We start from the raw sequence: 21,031 nt of genomic DNA on the forward strand, positions 1-21,031 counted from the left end.
ACGCCTCCCGTTTAACCAATCTCTACTGCGTCAAGCAACTCTTCGATCACTCGTTGGTGGTCAACACCATCGGCCAACGCATCATAAGATAGAGAAAAACGATGCCCTAACACAGTGGGAACCATAGCTCGCACATCATCAATTGTGACGTGGTCACGCCCTTGTAGCCATGCATAGGCTCTTGCGCATTTATCAAGAGCAATTGACGCGCGCGGACTTGCTCCAATCTCTAACCATTTTGGTAGATTCGAATCGCTGTAACGTTCAGGCTTTCGCGTCGCCATGACGAGAGCTACGATATAATCTTCAACAAGTTCAGAGACAGTGATATCTGGTAATTGACGGCGTGCTTCTATGACAAGTTCAGGTTCAATATGTTGGGGCGTAATCAATTCAGAACTGGTTTCACTCCCTAGCTCTTCACTTCTTACTAATCGAATGATGTCACGCTCAGCGGCATCTTCAGGGTAATCAACCGTGACTTTCATAATGAAACGGTCCATTTGCGCTTCAGGTAACGGGTATGTGCCTTCTTGCTCTACTGGGTTTTGGGTTGCTAACACCATGAACAATTCAGGCAATACATGGGTTTGACCACCAACGGTAATCGTACCTTCTGCCATCGCTTCAAGTAACGCTGCTTGTACTTTCGCGGGCGCACGGTTCACTTCGTCTGCCAAAACAATGCTATTAAAGATAGGACCGGCTTGAAAATGTAATTGAGGTTTACCTTCGACCTCTTGGTAGACCTCTGTACCTGTCACATCCGAAGGCAGGAGATCGGGTGTAAATTGAATACGACCAAAGCTCGCGTTAAGTAAATTAGAGAGAGACTTCACTGAACGTGTTTTCGCGGTTCCTGGTAAACCCTCCAACAGAACATGTCCATTGGTGAGTAGACCGATGACCAGAGCTCTAACAACGTGGCTCTGACCGATAACACTTTTTTCAGTTTGTTCTATGAGTCGATTTATCGCTTGCTGTGCGTGGTTCATAGGTCATCCTTATCAATTCGATATGCTGTGTACATCCTACTCACAAGCGCTATAACTATTGGTTATAAAGGCAATAGCTACTTTTCTCACAATGGTCGTTCTGTCTTATTCCGTTAGAAGGCTATCATTTGATCATTCTTTTCAGTTGATTAACAGCATCTGGCGGTGCGATTTTCTCTAGCTGCTGAACACAACGATCGAACGCTGGTTTCACTCCCGATTGCGCTGAGTTACGTGCCAGAATTTCGCATTGTGCATAGAGGTGCTGTGGATTACGACTCGCTGTGTAAGCACGCTGTAACGCTCTGGCACTCGCGAGCACATCAACCTGCTCTAATGATAGACCATAGACATACCAGTACTGCGGATTGGTGTCGGCCATTTCCGCCGCTTGCTCAAGATATGCTCTCGCCTGAACGTAGTCCTTTCCTCTTAGTGCTGCTAACCCAGCGCTATAAGGCAATACACTCGATTTTGGCTGTGCTTCAATACCTTGCTTCAGCGTCGCCATCGCTTTAGTTTCATCCCCCATAGCACGATAAAGATCCGCTAAGTTGGCGTAGCTGTTCTCAAAATAAGGCTCTATTTTTATTGCTCCTTGGTAGTATTCAATCGCCTTATCGTGCTGGCCAAGATCTCGATAAACGTTACCCAAGTTAGTGCGTCCAAAACCTCTGTCCGCATTAAACTCTTGTATCTCTATGTACTCAGCCAAAGCGGGTTTAATGATGTCTTTTTGCAGCGGGTTCATTTCTCGCCAATAACGAACTAGAGCACCTGCAGCTTCACTTCGTACCGAGAGTACTGAATCAGTCAATAATGGTTCAAGTATCTGCCAACGGTCACTGAACTCATAACCTGAAGAGCCCGCAACAGCGCCCAATCGAATCATCTCGTTGTCATGCTTAATCGCTCTTGCTAGTGAAATCAGCGTATTTTGCCCCGTATTTCCAGCCATACGCTCAAGGCTCGAAGCCCGGATAATGTTACTTAGGCTAGAGTCTTGCGATGAGTACGCCAAAGCATCCACTGCGCCTCGATGCCCAATCGCATCGGCATAAAAAGCCACGGCAAAGTGTTGTTGGTTACGATACTTGGATTCTGGGAACCATTTAGCGATCTGAGCATCTGCCCATTGGTCGGTTTTGTCTTCGTGACAGCTTGTACACACGTTCGGTGTATCAATATGCTGGCTGATATCAGGGCGCGGTACATGCCAACTATGGTCGCGTCGTGGGTCAACCTGCATGTAGGTTGTTTCTGGCATATGACAGGTCGTACATTTCGACGCCTCAGTGCCGGCTTGATGGAAAGTATGTTTTTCAGGGGTGTACTCGGAGGCAATATGGCACTGGCTACATACTGCTTCTTCGGCGATCTTTAATTCAGCTGTATGAGGGTCATGACAGTTGGTACAAGTCACGCCTTTCTCAGCCATTGCCGATTGTAAGAACGAGCCAAAAACGTAGTCTTCATCGTAAATTTGGCCATCATGGTAGTAGAGTTCAGGGGAGATCAGGCTTAATCGGTATTTATCAAAGAAAGAGCCCTTAACATGGTCTCCCGATTCATTGAGTTGTGTGCGACGGCTGTGGCACTGCGCGCAGGTCTGCACTTGATTGGTATGAATAATGTCTTTCGGTTGAAGTGTCGTATTCCCTTCTTGGTATACCCACTCTTTTACAGCTTTAGATAAATCCCGGTCAAAACCGTAATGACTGGCAGCATCAAAAGAAACACCGATTGATTGCGCTTCCCCACTTTCTGATTTGTTCGCCATGTCAACATGGTCACTTGCAGGCCCATGACAAGCCTCACATCCGACATTGATTTCTGACCAAGTGGTTTGATAACGATTCTGTTCTGTGTCGTAGTTTTTCTGCAGGTTGGTTGAATGGCAATCGGCACACATGAAGTTCCAATTCTGGCCGCTGTTGGTCCAGTAAAACTCATCGGTATTAGTGGTATCAGGATAGAGATGAAACCAGCGCTGGCCGCCTGCTTCATTAGGGCGGGAATCCCAAGCGAAAGGAATCAACTGCACTCGACCATCATCAAACTCCACCATGTATTGCTGAAGTGGCTCGAAAGCGAAGGTATAGCTGATTTTATAATCATGAAACTGACCATCAGGCCCTTCGATATTGACCCAGTATTCCTTCCCATTTTGAAAAAAACGATTTTCTTTTCCATCATGCATGACACGAACATCATCAAAGTCGCCTAAAACAGACGTTTTATCTGCATGTTTCATTGCCATGTCGTGATGTGAACCTTGCCAAGCTTCAACTTGATCTGCATGGCAATCAATACAAGCTTCAGACCCAACATAGTTCGCTGGTTGTGCGGATACATAACTACTCAAACTAAGCAATAACCCAACGGTAACAGTTTGACAAACGCGCTTGACGCCACTGACCATTGATAACAACATCGCAGACATAACATTCCTTGTTTAATCTCGCCTATGTTTAATAAGGTAGACGAAAAAATAACGTTAATACAATTATTTAGTTCGCAATGTATGAAATATTGTGACTTGAATGAAAACAAAAAAAAGAGCCCCTAAGAGCTCTTTTTCGATTCACTCATACCAAACTATTTGTTGTGGCTTTCCTGAAGTTTTTCCATTACCTGATCCAAACTGAAGCTCGCCGCTTTTTGTCTCGGTGGATACTCAGCAAAAGTTTCCAAGAACTTACCGACGTATGCCTGCGCAGGAACAAACATGTATGCGTGATCTAGCAACCAGTCATAGTAGGTGTTCGAAGTGATATCTGCGTTTTCATATGGGTCCATACGAAGGTTGAACAGTTTAGGTAGACGCAATGTTACAAACGGTTCTGCCCAAATTTGCATCGTACCTGTCGCTCGCTGCTCCATGAACACCGCTTTCCAGTTGTTGTAACGAAGCGCGGCTAAATCACCATCATCAGTGAAGTAGAAGATCTCTGCACGACGTCCTTTATCCTCTTCACCGGTTAGGTAAGGTAAGAAGTTGTAACCATCAAGGTGAACTTTGAACGTTTTATCGCCCGCAGTATGCCCTTTAAGTAGCTTCTCTTTAATTTGGTCGTCACCTGCAGCCGCTAGGAATGTTGGCATCCAGTCCATATGATGCATAATTTCGTTAGAGATGGTTCCTGGCTCAATCTTACCTGGCCATCGAACCATAGCTGGTACTCGATATGCACCTTCCCAGTTGGTGTTCTTCTCACCACGGAACGGTGTTGTACCCGCATCAGGCCACGAGTTCATGTGAGGGCCATTATCTGTCGAATAGAATACGATGGTGTTGTCTTTAATGCCTAAGTCATCTACTTGTTTCAGTAGTTGGCCTACATGTCTGTCATGCTCAACCATGCCGTCGGCATAATTACTGATACCAGTCACGCCTTTGCTGTCTGGCTGTACGTGCGTTCTAAAGTGCATGCGAGTCGCATTCCACCAAACAAAGAAAGGTTTATCAGCTTTGACAGCGCGATCCATAAAATCGAGTGCCGCGTCTAACGTTTCTTCATCTACCGTTTCCATACGCTTGCGCGTCAACGGACCGGTATCTTCAATTTTCCCATCAGCGAAGGACTTAATTACACCACGCGGACCAAATTTCTTACGAAACTCTGGGTCTTTTGGGTAGTCTTCATTTTCTGGTTCTTCTTCAGCATTCAGGTGGTAAAGGTTGCCAAAAAATTCGTCAAACCCGTGTGCTGTTGGAAGGAATTCATCTTTATCACCGAGGTGGTTTTTACCAAATTGACCAGTCATGTAGCCCATTGGTTTAAGTAGCTCAGCAATGGTTGCGTCTTCAGCTTGCAAACCGATGTCCGCTCCCGGTAGACCTACTTTACTCAAACCTGTTCGGAGAACACTTTGTCCGGTAATAAAGGTAGAACGCCCCGCGGTACAAGACTGCTCTGCGTAATAATCGGTAAACATCATACCTTCTTTGGCGATGCTATCGATGTTAGGAGTTTGATACCCCATTAAGCCAAAAGTGTAAGCACTGACATTGGATTGACCAATATCATCACCCCAAATAACCAAAATGTTGGGCTTTTCAGCCGCCATCGTTGATGTTGCAACTAGCATTGCGGAACCCAATATCGCTAGCCGACGTTTGACACCATATTTTGCTGTCATAGAAACCTCTTCTTTAGTTGTTTGCGTCCTGCCCTTCAACATATAGTCCAAGATTTAAACAATAGCGAGATTGGGTAAGCTATTAATTAATTTGTCATTTCTTATCTAACACCACCGTTAAAAAACTTGCCTATGTACGTTCTACTTCATGATAGAGATCACACAACCTGTGTAAGCCAACTTAAAACAAAGACAACATAACCCTTTAAAATCAGAAGCTTAGATAACCCACATAACGAATGGTTATAACTACTATAAAAGGACAGAACCGATTTTTGAGATTAATGTTTGCTCATCGATGTGTTGACTTAACGCATTATTTTTAAAAGTAAATCGGAGTCCTTATGGGTACTAAAATTAATAAACTAGCATTAGGTGTTGGCTTATTAGCAGCTTCTTCAGCAGTGACCGCTGCAGAAAAGCCTAACATTCTTGCGATCTGGGGTGATGACATTGGTGTGTTTAACATCAGTGCATACAACAACGGCATGATGGGTTACGAAACACCAAACATTGACCGTATCGCTAATGAAGGTGCACTGTTTACTGACCACTACGGTCAGCAATCGTGTACTGCGGGTCGTGCTGCATTCTTAACAGGTCAAGAACCGTTCCGTACAGGTCTGCTTACTATCGGTATGCCAGGTTCTGACCACGGTATTCCAGACTGGGCTCCAACGATTGCTGACTTACTGAAAGAACAAGGCTACATGACAGCTCAGTTCGGTAAGAACCACATGGGTGACCAAGACAAGCACTTACCTACTAACCACGGTTTTGACCAGTTCTTCGGTAACCTATACCACCTGAATGCAGAAGAAGAGCCAGAGACATACTACTACCCTAAAGATCCTGAGTTCCGTAAGAACTTCGGCCCTCGTGGTGTTATCAAGTCTACGGCTGACGGTAAGATCGAAGACACAGGCCCAATGACGCGTAAGCGTATGGAGCATGCGGATGAAGAGTTCCTAGAAGAATCTCTAGCATTTATGGAAAAAGCTGTGAAAGCTGACAAGCCATTCTTCATCTGGCACAACACCACACGTATGCACGTTTGGACGCGTCTACAAGAGAAGTACCAAGGTAAATCAGGTATCAGTATCTACGCTGACGGTATGTTAGAGCACGATGACCACGTTGGTGTGCTTCTAGACAAGCTGGACGAACTGAAAATCGCAGACAACACCATTGTTATCTACTCAACAGATAACGGTGCAGAAACAGTATCTTGGCCTGACGGCGGCGCAACTTACTTCCACGGTGAGAAAGGCACAACTTACGAAGGCGGTATGCGTGTACCACAACTTGTTCGCTGGCCTGGTGTGATTGAACCGGGTACTAAGATCAACGACATCATGGCGCATCAAGACTGGATCCCAACGCTTCTAGCAGCAGCTGGTGATGATAAAGTTGTAGAGAAACTGGCGTCTGACGACGGTGCTCGTTACAACGGTAAAAACTGGCGTGTTCACCTAGATGGCTACAACTTCCTACCATACTTTGAAGGTAAAGAAGAACAAGGCCCACGTGACAGCCTGCTTTACTTCTCTGCAAACGGTGAGTTAAACGCGGTTCGTTGGAATGACTTCAAGATCTCATTTGCGGTAATGGACGGTAACATCACAGACGCTGTGCGTTTCCAACCAAACTGGCCTCAAGTCGTACACCTACGTGCTGACCCATTCGAAAAAGCACCGCATGAATCTGGCATGTACCTACGTTGGATGGCAGACAACATGTGGCTATTCGTACCGGTAGGCGGACAAGTTCAAGAGTTTATGGCGACTCTACCTGACTACCCAATGCAGAAGAGCCAAGTATTGAACCCAGGCAACTTCAACCAAGCAGCATACTCGCTACAAGGTCGATTACAACAGCTAGAAGCTGCGGCGAGGCAAGCACAATAAGCTTTACTCTCAAAGTAGAGTGAACAGCAATAAAACCGTGAGGACTCTGTTCTCGCGGTTTTTTGCATTCTTGGATTAGAAACAGTCTGAATCGCTGAGAGAATCACCCAGCTTGCAAGCATTACGATATGAAACTAAATTTATAAAAGTTTAACAAGGCTTGTACGTTGAGATTATTTGATGAGATCATTTAAAAGCCGAGCGAATTAAGCGAAACCACTTACTCAGCTGATTTACCCAACAACTACGCCGTGTTATTTATCGTTCATTAGATGGAACTAATGTTATGAAAATACCGTATCTCGTTGGACTCGGCGTTATTGTTACTATGTCGGTCGTCGTTCTTATCTACGAAGCGCTCATTCGACCTAACCATACGAGCGCTATTTCTCACGATGGACATCAGCACAATGAGCATCATCTAGAAAAAACTCAACTAACAATTAAAGACGATCACTCATCTTCCAATATTGAGCACAATAATGCTCTCTCACAACATAGAATCACTCCTATACCAACGAATCTTATCGTGAACAAACCGCTTGCCAAGGTGGGCTGGATGCTTTTTAAAGATCGCAACTTATCTTCAAACCGCAGTATCAGTTGTGAAAGTTGTCACCACCTTCAAACCAACGGTGCCGAGGTGATCCCCATTTCAATTGGTGTAAACGGGGCTGGGATGCGTAACTCTCTAACGGTATTTAACACCGCTTACAACTATCGATTCTTCTGGGATGGCCGGGTCAACACGTTGAACTCTCAAATTGATGGTCCAGTACATAACACAGCAGAAATGGACTCTAACTGGGCCCTCATTACAAACTACGTGTCTCAATCTGAGCAATATGAGTTGTTGTTCTCTGAGCTGGGTTTAGAGATCAATGAACAGTCTATCAAATTAAGTTTGGTTGAGTTCATGAACGCCCTCACAACGCCTAACTCCCCTTTCGACAGATACCTAAAAGGCGATGAAAATGCGATTGGTGAAAGCGCCAAGCAAGGTTGGCAGACCTTTCAGGATGAGGGCTGTATTCGTTGTCATCAAGGCACTAACATCGGCGGCGGAATGGTGATGCGATTTGGTTACTTTGGATTGACCAAAACAGGGCAAGAGCGAAGCCACGACCAAGGCCGATATATGTTTACTGGTAAAGAGATTGATAGGCACCTATTTCGAGTTGCGAGCTTACGAAACGTCGCTATCACAGCGCCCTACTTCCATGATGGTCAAACCGATTCACTCGAAGAAGCGATTAAAATCATGGGAGAAAGCCAGCTTGGAAAAACATTTGAAGATGAAACCATAGCGCAATTAAAAAGCTTCTTAGAAACCCTAACCGGACAACGCCCTCACATTTTAGAGGTGTTCGAAAATGAATAAATTCAAACTACTCTCGCTTTTCTTTGCGTCTATGTTTGTAGGCCTAATCGCTTACATCACTTTAGCGTACTCTGAATACGGAAAAGTCATCAATTATGGGGAGGCTACCCGCGAGCTCGGCCATAAAGTACTAGCAAAAAGAGACATCATCGCTGGCAGTATGATAAATGGGATTTCCGATCCTTATGAAATCTCTGCGAGCCTAGTGCAGTTAGAAAAAGATCTGCAGCAACTTCACCAAACATACGCTAACACGGAGATACACTCATTCCTATTTAAAGAACTGGAAACCCAAGCTTTACTAGACAGCTTCTACTTTCGTTCGATAGAAACCGTCGACCACCTCGACCATATTGTGGGCCATACTGTGGTCCGTCAGTTCATTCTTCAATCTCTTACTGATTTGCTGGTTAGCTCCTCAACAGGCGATTCACAAAGCCAAACCTACGGTACATTACTCTCGAACATCTCTATTTTGGATCAATCTCTTAATGACGATTCTAGTTATATAAACCAACAAGCATTGGAATCTACAACTTCCCCATTAATAACCGACGAAACACTAAGACTTGCAATAACGTTTAGAGAGATTGAGCAACAACATAGGCAGTTAATTTCAAAGGCATTATCTCCTGAGCATATTACCTATCTCGACCAGATCGAACATGGCTTTATCGACTTACAAGATTACCTTAATCGACTCATTGCCAGCATCACAACAGCACTTGTTATACTGCTCTTCGCACTCTGCATTACCATCGCGATATGGCGCTACTATGAGCTGAAAACGAATGCGGTCGCTTATCAAATAGCGGCAGACAACGCTGAGAAAGCCAACAACGCCAAATCTTTATTCCTCGCAACCATGAGTCATGAGTTACGCACTCCGATGAATGGTGTATTAGGCATCGCGCAAATCATTCGTGAAGACTCGAAAGAACAAAATACCCGTAAACAAGCGCAAGTCATCATCGACTCTGGCCAACACCTTGTCACTATTTTGAACGACATTCTCGACTTCTCTAAAGTAGAGCAAGGCAAAATGGAGCTTGAAAGCAGCCCATTCTCAATTCCCGATCTCACCGTTCACTTAGACAAAACACTTACCTCTCTCGCGGAAGACAAAGGCATTAAACTCATCATCAAAAACAACGTGCCGCAAAACACCCAATTGGTTGGAGACCAAGCGAGAACTCGGCAGATACTGTTTAACTTGGCAGGTAATGCGGTTAAGTTTACCGAAAAAGGCCAAGTCGAGCTCGAATTCAATATACAAGATACATCACCAGCAACGGTCCAAATGCGAGTTACAGATACCGGTATTGGTATTGCTGAAGATAAGATAGAAGGAATCTTCAGTGCTTTTGAGCAAGCTGAACTCTCAACAACTCGTAAATTTGGTGGGACGGGACTTGGGCTATCTATCGTGAAACAGTTGGTCGAGTTGATGGGTGGAAACATTTCAGTATCTAGTCAGCTCAACGTCGGAACACAGTTTGTCGTCAGCATTCCATTTGAGCTCAAACAGGTAGAGCAACAGACAGAGCAAAAAGCCGTTGAATCTCACGGTATTGTTCTCAAAAACTTCACAGTATTGCTTGTTGAAGACAATAAAATTAACGCCATGGTTATCAAGAAGTTCTGTGAGTCACTCGACCTCAAGGTAGACAATGCCTACGATGGACTACAAGCCTTAGACAAGCTCAAGAAGCAATCATATGACCTAATCATCATGGACAATCACATGCCTCACATGAGTGGCATAGAAGCCATTCGTAACATTAGGCAAAAGCTCAAACTAAAGACTGCCATTTTTGCTTGCACTGCCGATGTATTTAAAGAAGCTCATGATGAGTTTATTGAGTGCGGCGCTAACTTTGTACTGACTAAACCTCTCCAGAAAAACAGCCTGCAAAACGCAATCGAGCAATTTGAACAACTATTTCAAGATAATCGATATATCCGCACACTAGATTGTGAAACTGGAATTCCCTGCAACGTCACTCGTTTAACACGCTACCCAACAGACAAGCTACCGATGACTGAAGAAGAACTTTCTACCAGTAATCTGCTATCTCCTGAACATCTTTCTCATCAAGAGAAAATTGAATATTTGCAATCACTGAAAGCTGAATTTGACGTTCAGATTGATGCACTTATCGAAGTGTTTACGCATTCCCAACCCGATGAAATTAGCCCCATCATTCAGACGATCAAAGAGGTTTCATTACGGTTCGATATGTCCGAAATCTTAATGCTTATTGAAGATGTGGAACTTGATTTGAATGACGAGAAAATGCCCCCTGCAGAGCTGTTGCAGCAGATAATCAACCGTTTAACGGTTAATAGCCACCAAGCAAAACGACTCATCGATAAGTACCAACAACAATTAAAAACGGGTTAACTCTAAGCCAGAGTTGTATTGATGTTTTATGAATATCGATATGTTCTTGGACAGTCAGAAAACTCATAAATAACAAAGAGGTAGACTAAATTTCGGAAATGATGAGCGAGCAGTATCACAAATTGACAATTATATCATTTGTACTATTTTTAAAGCTCATGCAGAGGCTAATCCTCAGCGCAAATTGTACTTCAGACTTAAGGACACAAGATGAAATACATAATTATTGCTCTCTTTGCACTTGCACCTGCCATGACGTTCGCTTCTTCCTTAGCAACGCCGTATGTCCCTTGCTACGTCGATGGTGACTTCGTGGGTAACATGGAGATCCCAATTTGTAAGAAGGACAACGGTTACTTCTATTTAGAATAATCGTTAAAATGAGTGACTAGCTGTTCGGTCACTCATCACTGTTTGTTTCAGTTACGTTAAGATTCCGCAAAATATCCTTAATTTCATAGACATCGCTTGAACTCGACGCGCGTGCGTGAGATTGTAATTCCTTCTTTCCAAACAACTTGCCCGATTATGAAAACGACACAAAAGATTGCCTTAATCACTGCATTGGTAGCGGCACCTTTCGCTTCTGCTGACGTTGAAATCAAAGTCCCTTCAAGTGTGGACATCTTAGCGGTTAACGAAAGTAAACCAGACCTAGATGGCGGACTTTTCTCATCTCATAAAACCATGACACTGCCAGATGGTCAGAACCAAATTGTATTCCAATATCAGGTAGCCTTTGATCAAGGTAATGACCGTGAATTCATCGACAGTGACACCATCATCGCAACATTTGATGCGAGTAACACTACACTGACATTCAATATGCCTAAGTACCGCAATATCAGCGCGGCAAAAGAAGGCATGAAAGATCTTCAATGGAGCCTTGTTGACTCAGATCAGCAAACAGTTGAGACCAAAGAAGATACGTTAGTGAAAAAAGGCATGCAGATTGGGCGAAACTACCCAACAGAAGCGGCAAACTACAATAAACAAGGTGGTGTCGCAGCATTGGCTAGCGCAACTGCTTCAGCAGCAACGATTAATGCAGCAGCGGCAAATACCCCAGTTCAGCCTGTAACGCTACCAGCGAATGTAAAAGCGTCGGACAATACTGCAGAAGAGATGCTGTATTTCTGGTATGAAAAAGCTGATGACGCAACGAAGCAACGCTTCAAAGAGTTTGTGAATAAGTAGCCATCACGAGTGCGCGATACTCCAAAGTGCACTAAGCCAAGGTTCACAATAGAAAAGGTTTAAAATAAAAAAGCTGGTTTGATACCAGCTTTTCTCATTTCTACACATCTCTAGCTTCGCCATCAATTCTGGTTGGCCACCCCAATCGTTCGTACTCTAACGCGAGCATGTAAGCGCAACGTTGTGACACTGTCGCCTTTATCCATACACCGATACCACAGATTTTGTATTCCAACACTGACATTTTCATTTAAGCTTCCTGTTACTTATCACTGATTTATAATTTCTGTATTCGGCTCTAAATTTATAGAAAACTTGGTGGCTAGTATGTTCCGAAAAGAACATAAAATAGCATTTACTGATATAAAAATTAATTATGTGTTATTCGCCGGATAATTGTGGCATCAACCTGTCAGAGGGGTCTCTCAACATCAGGTTCATCGGTGAAATGCAATGGTAAAGAACATCGAAATCAGAGATCACCACCCTGCCTCGATGCGTCTTAATTCCTTTCTTTTTCTCTAGGTTTTTTAAGACTTCATTCAAGCGTGGGCGTGAGATTCCAGTAATCGAACTCAGCTGGCTTTGGGAAACATCGATTCTTGCCACATCATTGACGTCCGTGTTTTGTCTCGCGGCAAGCTCTAACAGCACATAAACGGTTTTCTGTTCCTTTTCATGAATCGAGGTCAAGTACGCTTGCATCCACACCGAGTAGCTTTGCGTCGCACAATGTAGTAACCATTTGTAGACTTCAGGCACTTTTTCCGCCAAATCACGAACCTTTTTTCGAGGAAAGAAGACCATAGAGAGAGGATTGACTTCCTCAGCAACCGCGAACAGTTGGTATTCCTTGTAAACAGCTAATGCCCCTATCCAATCCCCTCTACCAATGACCCCACCAGACATGTGTTGCATATTTTGTGTCGAAAAACAGAGACCAGCAGAGCCGCTTAAGATGTAATAGACCCCTGGAACATTCTGATAACGTTTCGTGATTTCTAGCGCATCAATCCCCTGCTTAAGTACAGCGATTTGCTTGAGTTTTTCAATCACAATCTTGGAGAGGTCACACGGCCATTTAATCTGGTCATAAAGGTGAGCGTCTATCATGGTAGGTTCCTGAGAAGCGGCGAAGTCAATACTACAAAAGTGCCAAAACACTAATAAAGCGCGCTACCAATCAACAGAACAAACAACAATGAAATGACCTTAGTGAAGAGTACAACCCAAACACAATCACCAACGGATGAATGAGTTGCTTTAGTCAGTAAGAAGACAAATGAGATTAAGCTCAATATGCCTCCAACACTTGGAATAAGTGCAATGATTAAGACGATAAAAGCAATCAGCGCTAAGGACTTAAAATCCGCAGATACGAAAGACATTTTCGAAGCAATGTACATACAACAAGTTGTAATGAGTACATCGACGGCAAAGGATAAGGCTTCTAAACCCATTATGATCCTTACTCAAAGGTTCCATTAAGTTAATGGTTTTGCTAACCGGAAAATTATCAAGCTGACCTGTCAGCAACAACCGTAGATTTACTGAAAATACGTCAATTCCAGACTGAAAATATCTAGTCTAATAGCTTTTCCATCACAAAATTATTCATGGTTTGCCCACGGACTTCGATAGTCTGTTCATTCACTACAGAGAATCCAAAGTGCTCGTAAAAAGGACGCGCTGTGATGCTTACTTCAGAAAAGACCCTTTTTAATCCCTTTTGTTTTGCTAAGTCCAATACGTGTGACATGAGTTGTCGGCCGACGCCTCGTCCTTGATATTCATGATGACAAAAGAAATGGTCTATCAACCCGCTCTCTTGCAAGTCTGTATACCCAACAACGACTCCTTCCAGTTCAACAACAAAGGGACGGGTCTTATCCATCTTGTTTTGCCAAACCTCCATTGAAAATTCAGAAGGTGCCCACGCTTCAACCTGAGCCTGACTATAGTGTTGGATGTTTACGTTTCTCACGGTATTAAAAAACAGGTCCCACAAATGCGTTGCATCTTCGGGTTGATACTCTCGAATAATCATCAGAATGCCTTTTCTCAACACTTGTTTCGGTTAAATCTCTACAACATCAGGGAACTCTGATCTTGCGAACTCATGGTAAATATCAGCAAGATAAGTTCTCAACTCTTGCTCTTGAAGATCAGATGGAATCACAACGTCGTATACTCTTGCTCGCATGGAAGTATCGGACTCTTTAAATAGCAGCCATTCGTCGCCCTTGCGCTGTACCGACATTTTTTGCCCATACACATTAAATTTAATAAACATACTGTTACCTCTACTCCATCTTATTTCAGTCACATCACCTAGCGATAGAAAACAGCGAGCCAAACAGTGGCTTCATCAGCGGCCGTACGCACAACCTTGTGCTTCTGGTGTGCTTTGATGTTGATGTAATCACCCGAGTTCAAAGTCACTTCTGAACCATCTTCAAAACCGATAACCCCTTGTCCACTCAACACCAATACCCATTCATGTTCATCTTGGTCATACCAACCCGTTTCTGGTGAGCTTTGCCCTTGAGAAACGATACGTTCAATGCGAATACTCTCGGTAGAGACAATATCCTCAAATATCTCATTTGGAATGTCTTTGGGTATCTCTGAAAACAGGTTTGGCATAGTCGTTCCTTAGGTTCGAACCGTTAGATAAGCAACTGGATTATAAGCATATTAAGAGTGTCTGTTTGTTACGGTGACGTCAACCGTAATAAGACAAGGAATGGAAAATCACGACAAGGAATTGAGAATCGGAGGTGGATGAAAGCCAAAGCTCACGATAGAAAAAACCCTATCACATTGGGTAGGGTTTTCATCGTTGAAGTGTTAGTGACTTTTTATCACAGTGTCCATCTCCACTCTTTGACGATCACCGTAGATGCCCTCATCCGTTCGGACACCACAACTCACAATCATAGTGATCTGGTCACTGTCACGTAAGCCGAGCAGAGCTTTCACTCGTATAGAATCGAAGCCTTCCATTGGACATGTGTCGTACCCTTTTTCACGCATCGCATACATAAAAGTCATTGCGGCGAGGGAAACACTTTTGTGTAAGCAAACTCGAACATCGGTTTTACTGACTTCTCTCACCATAGGTTTGTTGCGACCAAGCCACCAGCTATAGGCCTTGCGGAAAACACCTCGAATCCCGAACGCGTCGTTGTTGTAAACCATTGGAATCAAGGTTTCGTAATATTTGAGAGCGCGCTTTGCTGCGGCGTCTTCACGACCTTTAAATGCCTCACGTACTTTTTGAGCGTTGCGCTGTGCACGCTCTTTCCAGTTGTGTGTTGTCGCGACAAACACGACAAGCTCATTCGCCGTTTTAGCTGCGTTCTGACCCATGCAATATTCAGCAAGCTTCTCACGTTTGTCGGAAGAGATAACACGATGAAACTCCCACATCTGCATATTGCTGCTATTTGGTGCCAAAGTCGTTAACTCTAGTGCTGTCGCAACATCATCATGGTTAAACTCTGCGTTCGCATCATATTTTCTAACTGAACGTCGTGTATTTACAATCGTTTCAAAGGTCGAGGATTGGTGTTCTAGCGGCATGTCAGGCTCACAAATAGGTTGACTCATAACGTGCTCTCAAAGAGCAAAGTTCTGATCATACTTAATACGAACCCAGCCGCAACTCAATTCTAACTTCGCTTTCTGTTGTTTTTCTTTCAGTTGAACTAATCCGAAACAGACACCCTTTACGTACTACTAAAACAACTAAAAGAAAAACCTTTCCAATTAGCACTTCTACACAACTGTGCTTAACCTTTATAAATTGCATTTACCGGACCTAAATGCACATAACAACGCGATTGTGCTGCTTGGCAGCTGAGAATTGGCCACTTAGCGATGTATCTTCACACTTCTAAGGAAACAGTGATGAGCTTAATTCAAGATCGATGGAATCCGAAGACACTATTCACCTCTCTGGTCGTCACAACTGCTCTCTTTTCCTCAGCACATGCTGTGAGCAACGATGAGCAGTTCGAGATAGGCAAACAGAAAGCCAAGGTATGCATGACCTGCCATGGCGAAGACGGCATCTCAACTCAAGAGCCCTACCCAAATCTACGCGGTCAAAAAATGGGGTATCTAATTTCATCGCTTAAAGACTATCAAACTCGCGAGCGTACCAGTGGACTTGCCGTTTTAATGCAGCAACAAGCTGATGCTCTTTCCGACCAAGACATTGAGGATATCTCCTACTTCTACTCACAACTCGGCAACGAAAAGTAACCTTTACAGGAGCTTGTTATGGATAACGTGACAACGCAATACAGTGTGAAGGTGGTTAAGTACTTCATTCTGGCATCTTTCACCTGGGCCATTTTAGGAATGTTAATCGGGGTGATTCTAGCTGCGCAACTCTACTGGCCCATCCTCAATTTCGACTCTCAGTACTTTCAATTCGGTCGCCTGCGCCCACTTCACACCTCCGGCGTCATCTACGGATTCGTCGTGAATATCCTTATGGGGACTTCACTTTACATTGCTCAGCGAACCGGACATTGCCAACTCTTCAACAAAAGCTTGGCGTGGATGGTGTTCTGGGGATGGCAGATCGTACTATTACTTGCTTTGATTTCACTCCCAGCGGGCTACACTACTTCTAAAGAGTACGCTGAACTAGAGTGGCCAATCGACTTGTTAATTGTCTTTGTTTGGGTTCTTTACGCCGTTCTCTTCTTCGGTACGATAGCCAAACGCAAGGTGGGACATATTTTTGTTGCTAACTGGTTCTTCGCGGCATTCATTATCGTTATCGCGATGATCTTTATCATCAACAATCTTGCCATGCCTGTTTCAGCAATGAAGTCATACTCGGTATTTGCCGGCGCTCAAGACGCTATCGTCCAATGGTGGTGGGGACATAATGCAGTTGGCTTCCTGCTTACAGCTGGCATCATCGGTATGAACTACTACTTCATCCCCAAAGCCGCTGACCGTCCGATTTACTCATACCGTCTATCGGTAATCCACTTTTGGGGCTTGGTCGGTTTCTATACTTGGGCAGGAACCCATCATTTGATTTACTCCTCTGTTCCTGTGTGGGTACAAAACATCGGCATTGTGATGTCATTGATTCTTTGGCTTCCTTCGTGGGCGGGTGCGTTCAACAGCGCCATGACACTGCTTCAGAACAAAGAGAAACTAAAAAACGACTATATCCTGTTGTTCTTTTTCTCGGCGATTCTCTACTACTGCTTAGCGACATTCGAAGGCCCTCTACTCGCGATTCGCTGGTTTAACATGCTCGCTCACAATACCGAATGGGTTATCGGGCACGTTCACTCAGGTGCTCTAGGTTGGGTTGGCATGTCAGGCATTGCGGTCTTCTACTACTTCATTCCTCGACTGTGGAATAAAACCGAACTGTGGTCACCAAGGCTACTTAAATGGCATTTTTGGCTCGCGCATGCTGGGGTTGCTCTTTACGCCATTGCACTGTGGGTCGCAGGTATCGGCGAAGGCTACATGTGGCTAACACAAAACGACAACGGCGAATTAGTTTATAGCTTCGTACAAGCTATGGAATTCAAGGCTCCGTGGTTGTTCCTGCGTTTCTTTGGCGGTGCTCTGTTTGTGTTGGGTCTGCTATTGATGGCCGTCAACCTCTACAAAACTGTTCGCATGCCGAGTGCGCTTGTAGCAAAGGAGTCATAGATTATGAGTAAAGACTTCACTCAATCGGTTTGGATCCTGATTATCACAACGGTCGTCGTCGCCTCCTTCTCACTATTGGTATGGGTTGTCCCTAATATTGTGCGCACCGCAGATATAGCCGAAGGAAGCTTAGCTAAGCCCCTCACTGCACTGGAGTTAGCTGGCCGTGATATCTACATCAGCGAAGGGTGCCATGTATGTCATACACAGATGGTTCGCCCACTCGCTCCCGAGGTAAAGCGCAACGGTCGTGCGAATCAAGAAGCTGACGACATCTATGAATTCCCAAATCTTTGGGGCTCAAAACGTACTGGGCCCGATCTTACTAACCTAGGTCGAAAATATTCTGACCAGTGGCACGTTATCCATCTCATTAACCCTAGACAAGTCGTACCTACGTCAATCATGCCCGCATACCCTTGGTTGTTCGAACAAACGCTTTCAGGTGATGACATTGGAGACAAGATGAAAACGCTGCGAACTCTCGGTGTGCCATATACAGATAGGGAGATCAGCGAAGCGAGGCTACAAGTAAGAGGCAAAACCAAAGCAGAAGCGCTCATTCGTTACTTACAAAGCCTCGGGCAAGATACAGCACAGGAGGTGTCACCATGAGTACATTCTGGAACTGGTGGGCGATCATTTGCACCCTAGTCTTCTTTGTTTTAATGGTTTCTGTGGTTGTTAAATATTGGCGCAGTAACCATAAAGCCGACCAAGACCATACCGTCGGTACTTTTGATAACATTGAAGAGAAAGACGCGCCTCCACCTAAGTTGTTATTTGTTAGCTACGCCATCGCTTTTGTTATTTCTGCTGGTTACCTCGTGCTGTACCCCGGTATGGGAGAATGGAGAGGTCTAGTTGATTGGCAACAGAGCGATGACAGATTGAGCTCCCCGTCTACCTCACTGGACGAGCAAATAGCAATACAGACTCAAACCGATCTCAACACCTTAGCTTTGGTACCTGAAATTGTTGCCAGTGGCCAAATTCTGTTTCAAACCCATTGCGCAGCATGCCACAGAGACAATGCTCAAGGTCAGAAGCACTTCCCCAATCTCATTGATCAAGAGTGGTTATACGGTGGTGACGACAATGCCATTATCCACTCTATCGCCAAAGGCAGAAACGGCGCGATGCCGGGTTGGAGTGAGATTCTGAGACCTGATGAGATATCCAAAATGTCTTACTATCTCGCCTCTCTCAATCAGCGTCACACCGACGTGCCAGAGGTCAAAGTCGAACTGGGCAAGAGCCTCTTCATAAAAAACTGCGCTTCCTGTCATGCTGATGGCACTGTTGCTAACCCTACTATTGGTGTACCAGACCTCTCAGACAGTATTTGGCTGCACGGCGGCAGTATCGAAGAGATACAACACACAATCAATTACGGCCTCAACAACTTAATGCCAGCCTTTGAAGGACAACTTACAGCAAACGAGATTCTTGCCCTGGGCGCTTACATCCGCCATTCAGAACATACCGAAGTAGAAAGACTTGCTGCTTTAAAAGCGGACTCGGTTGAACGTGGTGAGTACCTTGCTCATGCCGGTGATTGTGTTGCTTGTCATAGTGCTGAAGGTGGGGAACCCTTTGCAGGTGGTCTACCGTTTGTGACTCCGTTTGGTACTGTTTACTCAACCAATATAACCCCTCACGCCAGTGAAGGCATCGGTCGATATGACTTTGATGACTTTAGGGATGCATTGGTCAGGGGTAAAGGCAAAGAGGGCTACCTCTATCCAGCAATGCCCTACACTTCCTATCAATACCTCACTGATCAAGACATGATAGACCTTTGGGAATATATGCAGTCAATCCCTGCAGTTTCTCGCAGAAATGATGATAACAGCATGATATTCCCATCCAACATCAGACTTGGACTGTTAGGCTGGAACATTGTCTTTATGGACACCGACCCAATCGACTATCAAGTGCCACAGGAACTTAAAGAGAGTGTGGAAGATGTCGAGAAGTGGCAACAGGGTAAATACTGGGTGGCTGGGCTCGGACACTGCTCTGAGTGTCACACCCCGAGAAATATCGCTCAAGCTTTGATACCTGAACGTATATTCCAAGGCAACTTAATTGATGGTTGGAACGCTCCAGATATTACTGCTAACGAGCTCTACATTGATGGATGGGATGAAAAGACGTTAACGGACTTCTTGCACACTGGTCACTCAGACAAAGGCACCGCATTTGCGGGCATGGCTGACGTGGTAAAAAATAGCTTGAGCTTAATGACGCGGGAAGATATCGAATCAATGTCGTATTACCTGTTACAAGGCGATACCCACAATATCATCTCACCTGACGCAGTTCCTTTGCAGCCGAAAGGTTTTGATGAAGCAGCGTATCAGTCTGATATCTACACGACCTACCGTCAAACTTGTGGGGCTTGCCACGGTGATGATGGTAAAGGTCGAGACCCAATAGCCCCTACTCTGCTAAACAACGGGATCATCATGCACAGCGATCCGTTTAACACTGTTGCAGTAACGGTTCGAGGCCTACAACCAACCTATCTCGATAAAGATAGAAACTTCATGCCAATGGCCAGTTTTGAAGAGGTACTCTCTGACCAAAGTTTGGCAGAACTCATCACCTTTGTACGTAAAAACCTAGGAGACAGACACGACCCTGTTACACCGGAATACGTTCGAGAAGTGAGAGAGACCTTAGAAGCGGCGGGATACGCTGGCGGGTTACACACAACCCCTGATATGTATGACCGGAGAGACAACAATATCCATATCAAATAACGATATCTGTTGGTTTAAAAGGACATGATCTAGGGCGTGTTGACCTTTCGTGGTTGAATTTTGTTCGAGATAAAAGCGTTTTAATCGCGGCGAGGGAGACGTAGCCTAGTCATTCTAAGCAAATCTCCCTCAACAAAGAGTAAAACGCTTTTAGCCGAACCCTTCGGGCAGCGTTTGCTGGTTATTTCTACTGCGTTATCGGCTTCTCATGTAGGCTAGCTACACATCAAAGCCTCTGCCTTGTATAAATACCCAGCAACTCGCTGCAAAAACCAGCTCAAAAGATCAACACGCCCTGGCAAAAGAGACCTGCTCAAGGTCTCTTTTTTACATTATTGAGTCATTATTCATTAGAGATCAATCACTAAAGATAACGATTAATTAACACATATTGCGATCGGAATCCCAGAAACAATACTACACAGAGTGCATAATGCTTTCATTTTTAACAGATGTACTAAGGACAGTTTATGGATAAATCCACTCTCATTTACAACACCCTTGAAGGGCTATCGAATGCAGAGCCGCAAGAATTCGCT

Annotated in this window: 19 protein-coding genes; 9 read left to right on the plus strand and 10 right to left on the minus strand. The window is 44.5% G+C overall.

Annotated features, from left to right (window positions below):
- Positions 1-11: 11 nt before the first annotated feature.
- The 3 genes from AC6R05_RS06525 to AC6R05_RS06535 all read right to left on the minus strand — a co-directional run bounded on the left by AC6R05_RS06525 (position 12) and on the right by AC6R05_RS06535 (position 5,138).
- On the minus strand, positions 12-995 hold the full coding sequence (locus AC6R05_RS06525) for an AAA family ATPase (RefSeq protein ID WP_500646946.1): 984 nt from the start codon (positions 993-995) through the stop codon (positions 12-14).
- A 124-nt stretch (positions 996-1,119) separates the two neighbouring features.
- Complete coding sequence (locus tag AC6R05_RS06530; RefSeq protein ID WP_500646947.1) at positions 1,120-3,438, minus strand: tetratricopeptide repeat protein; 2,319 nt, start codon at positions 3,436-3,438, stop codon at positions 1,120-1,122.
- Between the two features lie 155 nt (positions 3,439-3,593).
- On the minus strand, positions 3,594-5,138 hold the full coding sequence (locus AC6R05_RS06535; RefSeq protein ID WP_152470492.1) for an arylsulfatase: 1,545 nt from the start codon (positions 5,136-5,138) through the stop codon (positions 3,594-3,596).
- Positions 5,139-5,482: 344 nt separating this feature from the next.
- Between AC6R05_RS06535 and AC6R05_RS06540 the strand changes: the two genes are divergently transcribed.
- The 5 genes from AC6R05_RS06540 (at position 5,483) to AC6R05_RS06560 (ending at position 12,027) form a co-directional block, all read left to right on the plus strand.
- Positions 5,483-7,045, plus strand: coding sequence for an arylsulfatase (locus AC6R05_RS06540; protein WP_500646948.1), 1,563 nt, complete (start codon positions 5,483-5,485; stop codon positions 7,043-7,045).
- A gap of 286 nt (positions 7,046-7,331) precedes the next feature.
- The gene (locus AC6R05_RS06545; RefSeq protein WP_500646949.1) at positions 7,332-8,426 is read left to right on the plus strand and encodes a cytochrome-c peroxidase; all 1,095 of its coding nucleotides are present in this window, start codon (positions 7,332-7,334) and stop codon (positions 8,424-8,426) included.
- On the plus strand, positions 8,419-10,830 hold the full coding sequence (locus tag AC6R05_RS06550; protein ID WP_500646950.1) for a hybrid sensor histidine kinase/response regulator: 2,412 nt from the start codon (positions 8,419-8,421) through the stop codon (positions 10,828-10,830). The genes AC6R05_RS06545 and AC6R05_RS06550 overlap by 8 nt, the downstream gene beginning before the upstream one ends.
- 210 nt (positions 10,831-11,040) lie before the next feature.
- Complete coding sequence (locus tag AC6R05_RS06555; protein WP_160168797.1) at positions 11,041-11,202, plus strand: hypothetical protein; 162 nt, start codon at positions 11,041-11,043, stop codon at positions 11,200-11,202.
- Positions 11,203-11,358: 156 nt separating this feature from the next.
- Positions 11,359-12,027, plus strand: a complete 669-nt coding sequence (locus AC6R05_RS06560) for a DUF2057 family protein (protein WP_285464483.1) — start codon at positions 11,359-11,361, stop codon at positions 12,025-12,027.
- Positions 12,028-12,127: 100 nt separating this feature from the next.
- Here the strand turns inward: AC6R05_RS06560 and AC6R05_RS06565 are convergent, their stop codons facing one another.
- The 7 genes from AC6R05_RS06565 to AC6R05_RS06595 form a co-directional block, all read right to left on the minus strand.
- Entirely contained in the window at positions 12,128-12,277 is a 150-nt protein-coding gene (locus AC6R05_RS06565; RefSeq protein ID WP_172974302.1) for a hypothetical protein, read from the minus strand.
- Positions 12,278-12,408: 131 nt separating this feature from the next.
- Positions 12,409-13,140 (minus strand): Crp/Fnr family transcriptional regulator, encoded by a 732-nt coding sequence (locus AC6R05_RS06570; RefSeq protein WP_500646951.1) that lies wholly within the window; start codon positions 13,138-13,140, stop codon positions 12,409-12,411.
- Positions 13,141-13,190: 50 nt separating this feature from the next.
- Positions 13,191-13,487 (minus strand): hypothetical protein, encoded by a 297-nt coding sequence (locus tag AC6R05_RS06575; protein WP_500646952.1) that lies wholly within the window; start codon positions 13,485-13,487, stop codon positions 13,191-13,193.
- A gap of 122 nt (positions 13,488-13,609) precedes the next feature.
- Entirely contained in the window at positions 13,610-14,074 is a 465-nt protein-coding gene (locus AC6R05_RS06580) for a GNAT family N-acetyltransferase (RefSeq protein WP_285464478.1), read from the minus strand.
- 30 nt (positions 14,075-14,104) lie between these two features.
- A complete protein-coding gene (locus AC6R05_RS06585; protein WP_285464476.1) occupies positions 14,105-14,320 on the minus strand; it encodes a DUF7661 family protein in 216 nt (71 codons plus the stop codon).
- Between the two features lie 38 nt (positions 14,321-14,358).
- Complete coding sequence (locus tag AC6R05_RS06590) at positions 14,359-14,673, minus strand: cupin domain-containing protein (protein WP_500646953.1); 315 nt, start codon at positions 14,671-14,673, stop codon at positions 14,359-14,361.
- A 204-nt stretch (positions 14,674-14,877) separates the two neighbouring features.
- Positions 14,878-15,639, minus strand: coding sequence for a nitroreductase family protein (locus tag AC6R05_RS06595; RefSeq protein WP_500646954.1), 762 nt, complete (start codon positions 15,637-15,639; stop codon positions 14,878-14,880).
- A 300-nt stretch (positions 15,640-15,939) separates the two neighbouring features.
- Between AC6R05_RS06595 and AC6R05_RS06600 the strand changes: the two genes are divergently transcribed.
- The 4 genes from AC6R05_RS06600 to AC6R05_RS06615 are packed head-to-tail and all read left to right on the plus strand — an operon-like array spanning position 15,940 to position 20,492.
- Positions 15,940-16,296, plus strand: coding sequence for a c-type cytochrome (locus AC6R05_RS06600; RefSeq protein WP_446577469.1), 357 nt, complete (start codon positions 15,940-15,942; stop codon positions 16,294-16,296).
- Positions 16,297-16,314: 18 nt separating this feature from the next.
- Complete coding sequence (gene ccoN / locus AC6R05_RS06605) at positions 16,315-17,724, plus strand: cytochrome-c oxidase, cbb3-type subunit I (protein ID WP_500646955.1); 1,410 nt, start codon at positions 16,315-16,317, stop codon at positions 17,722-17,724.
- Positions 17,725-18,339, plus strand: a complete 615-nt coding sequence (locus tag AC6R05_RS06610) for a cbb3-type cytochrome c oxidase subunit II (RefSeq protein ID WP_500646959.1) — start codon at positions 17,725-17,727, stop codon at positions 18,337-18,339.
- The gene (locus AC6R05_RS06615) at positions 18,336-20,492 is read left to right on the plus strand and encodes a c-type cytochrome (RefSeq protein WP_500646956.1); all 2,157 of its coding nucleotides are present in this window, start codon (positions 18,336-18,338) and stop codon (positions 20,490-20,492) included. The genes AC6R05_RS06610 and AC6R05_RS06615 overlap by 4 nt, the downstream gene beginning before the upstream one ends.
- Positions 20,493-21,031 lie beyond the last annotated feature (539 nt).

It is taken from the genome of Vibrio sp. R11-SG3-ISO9 (genome assembly GCF_059834255.1).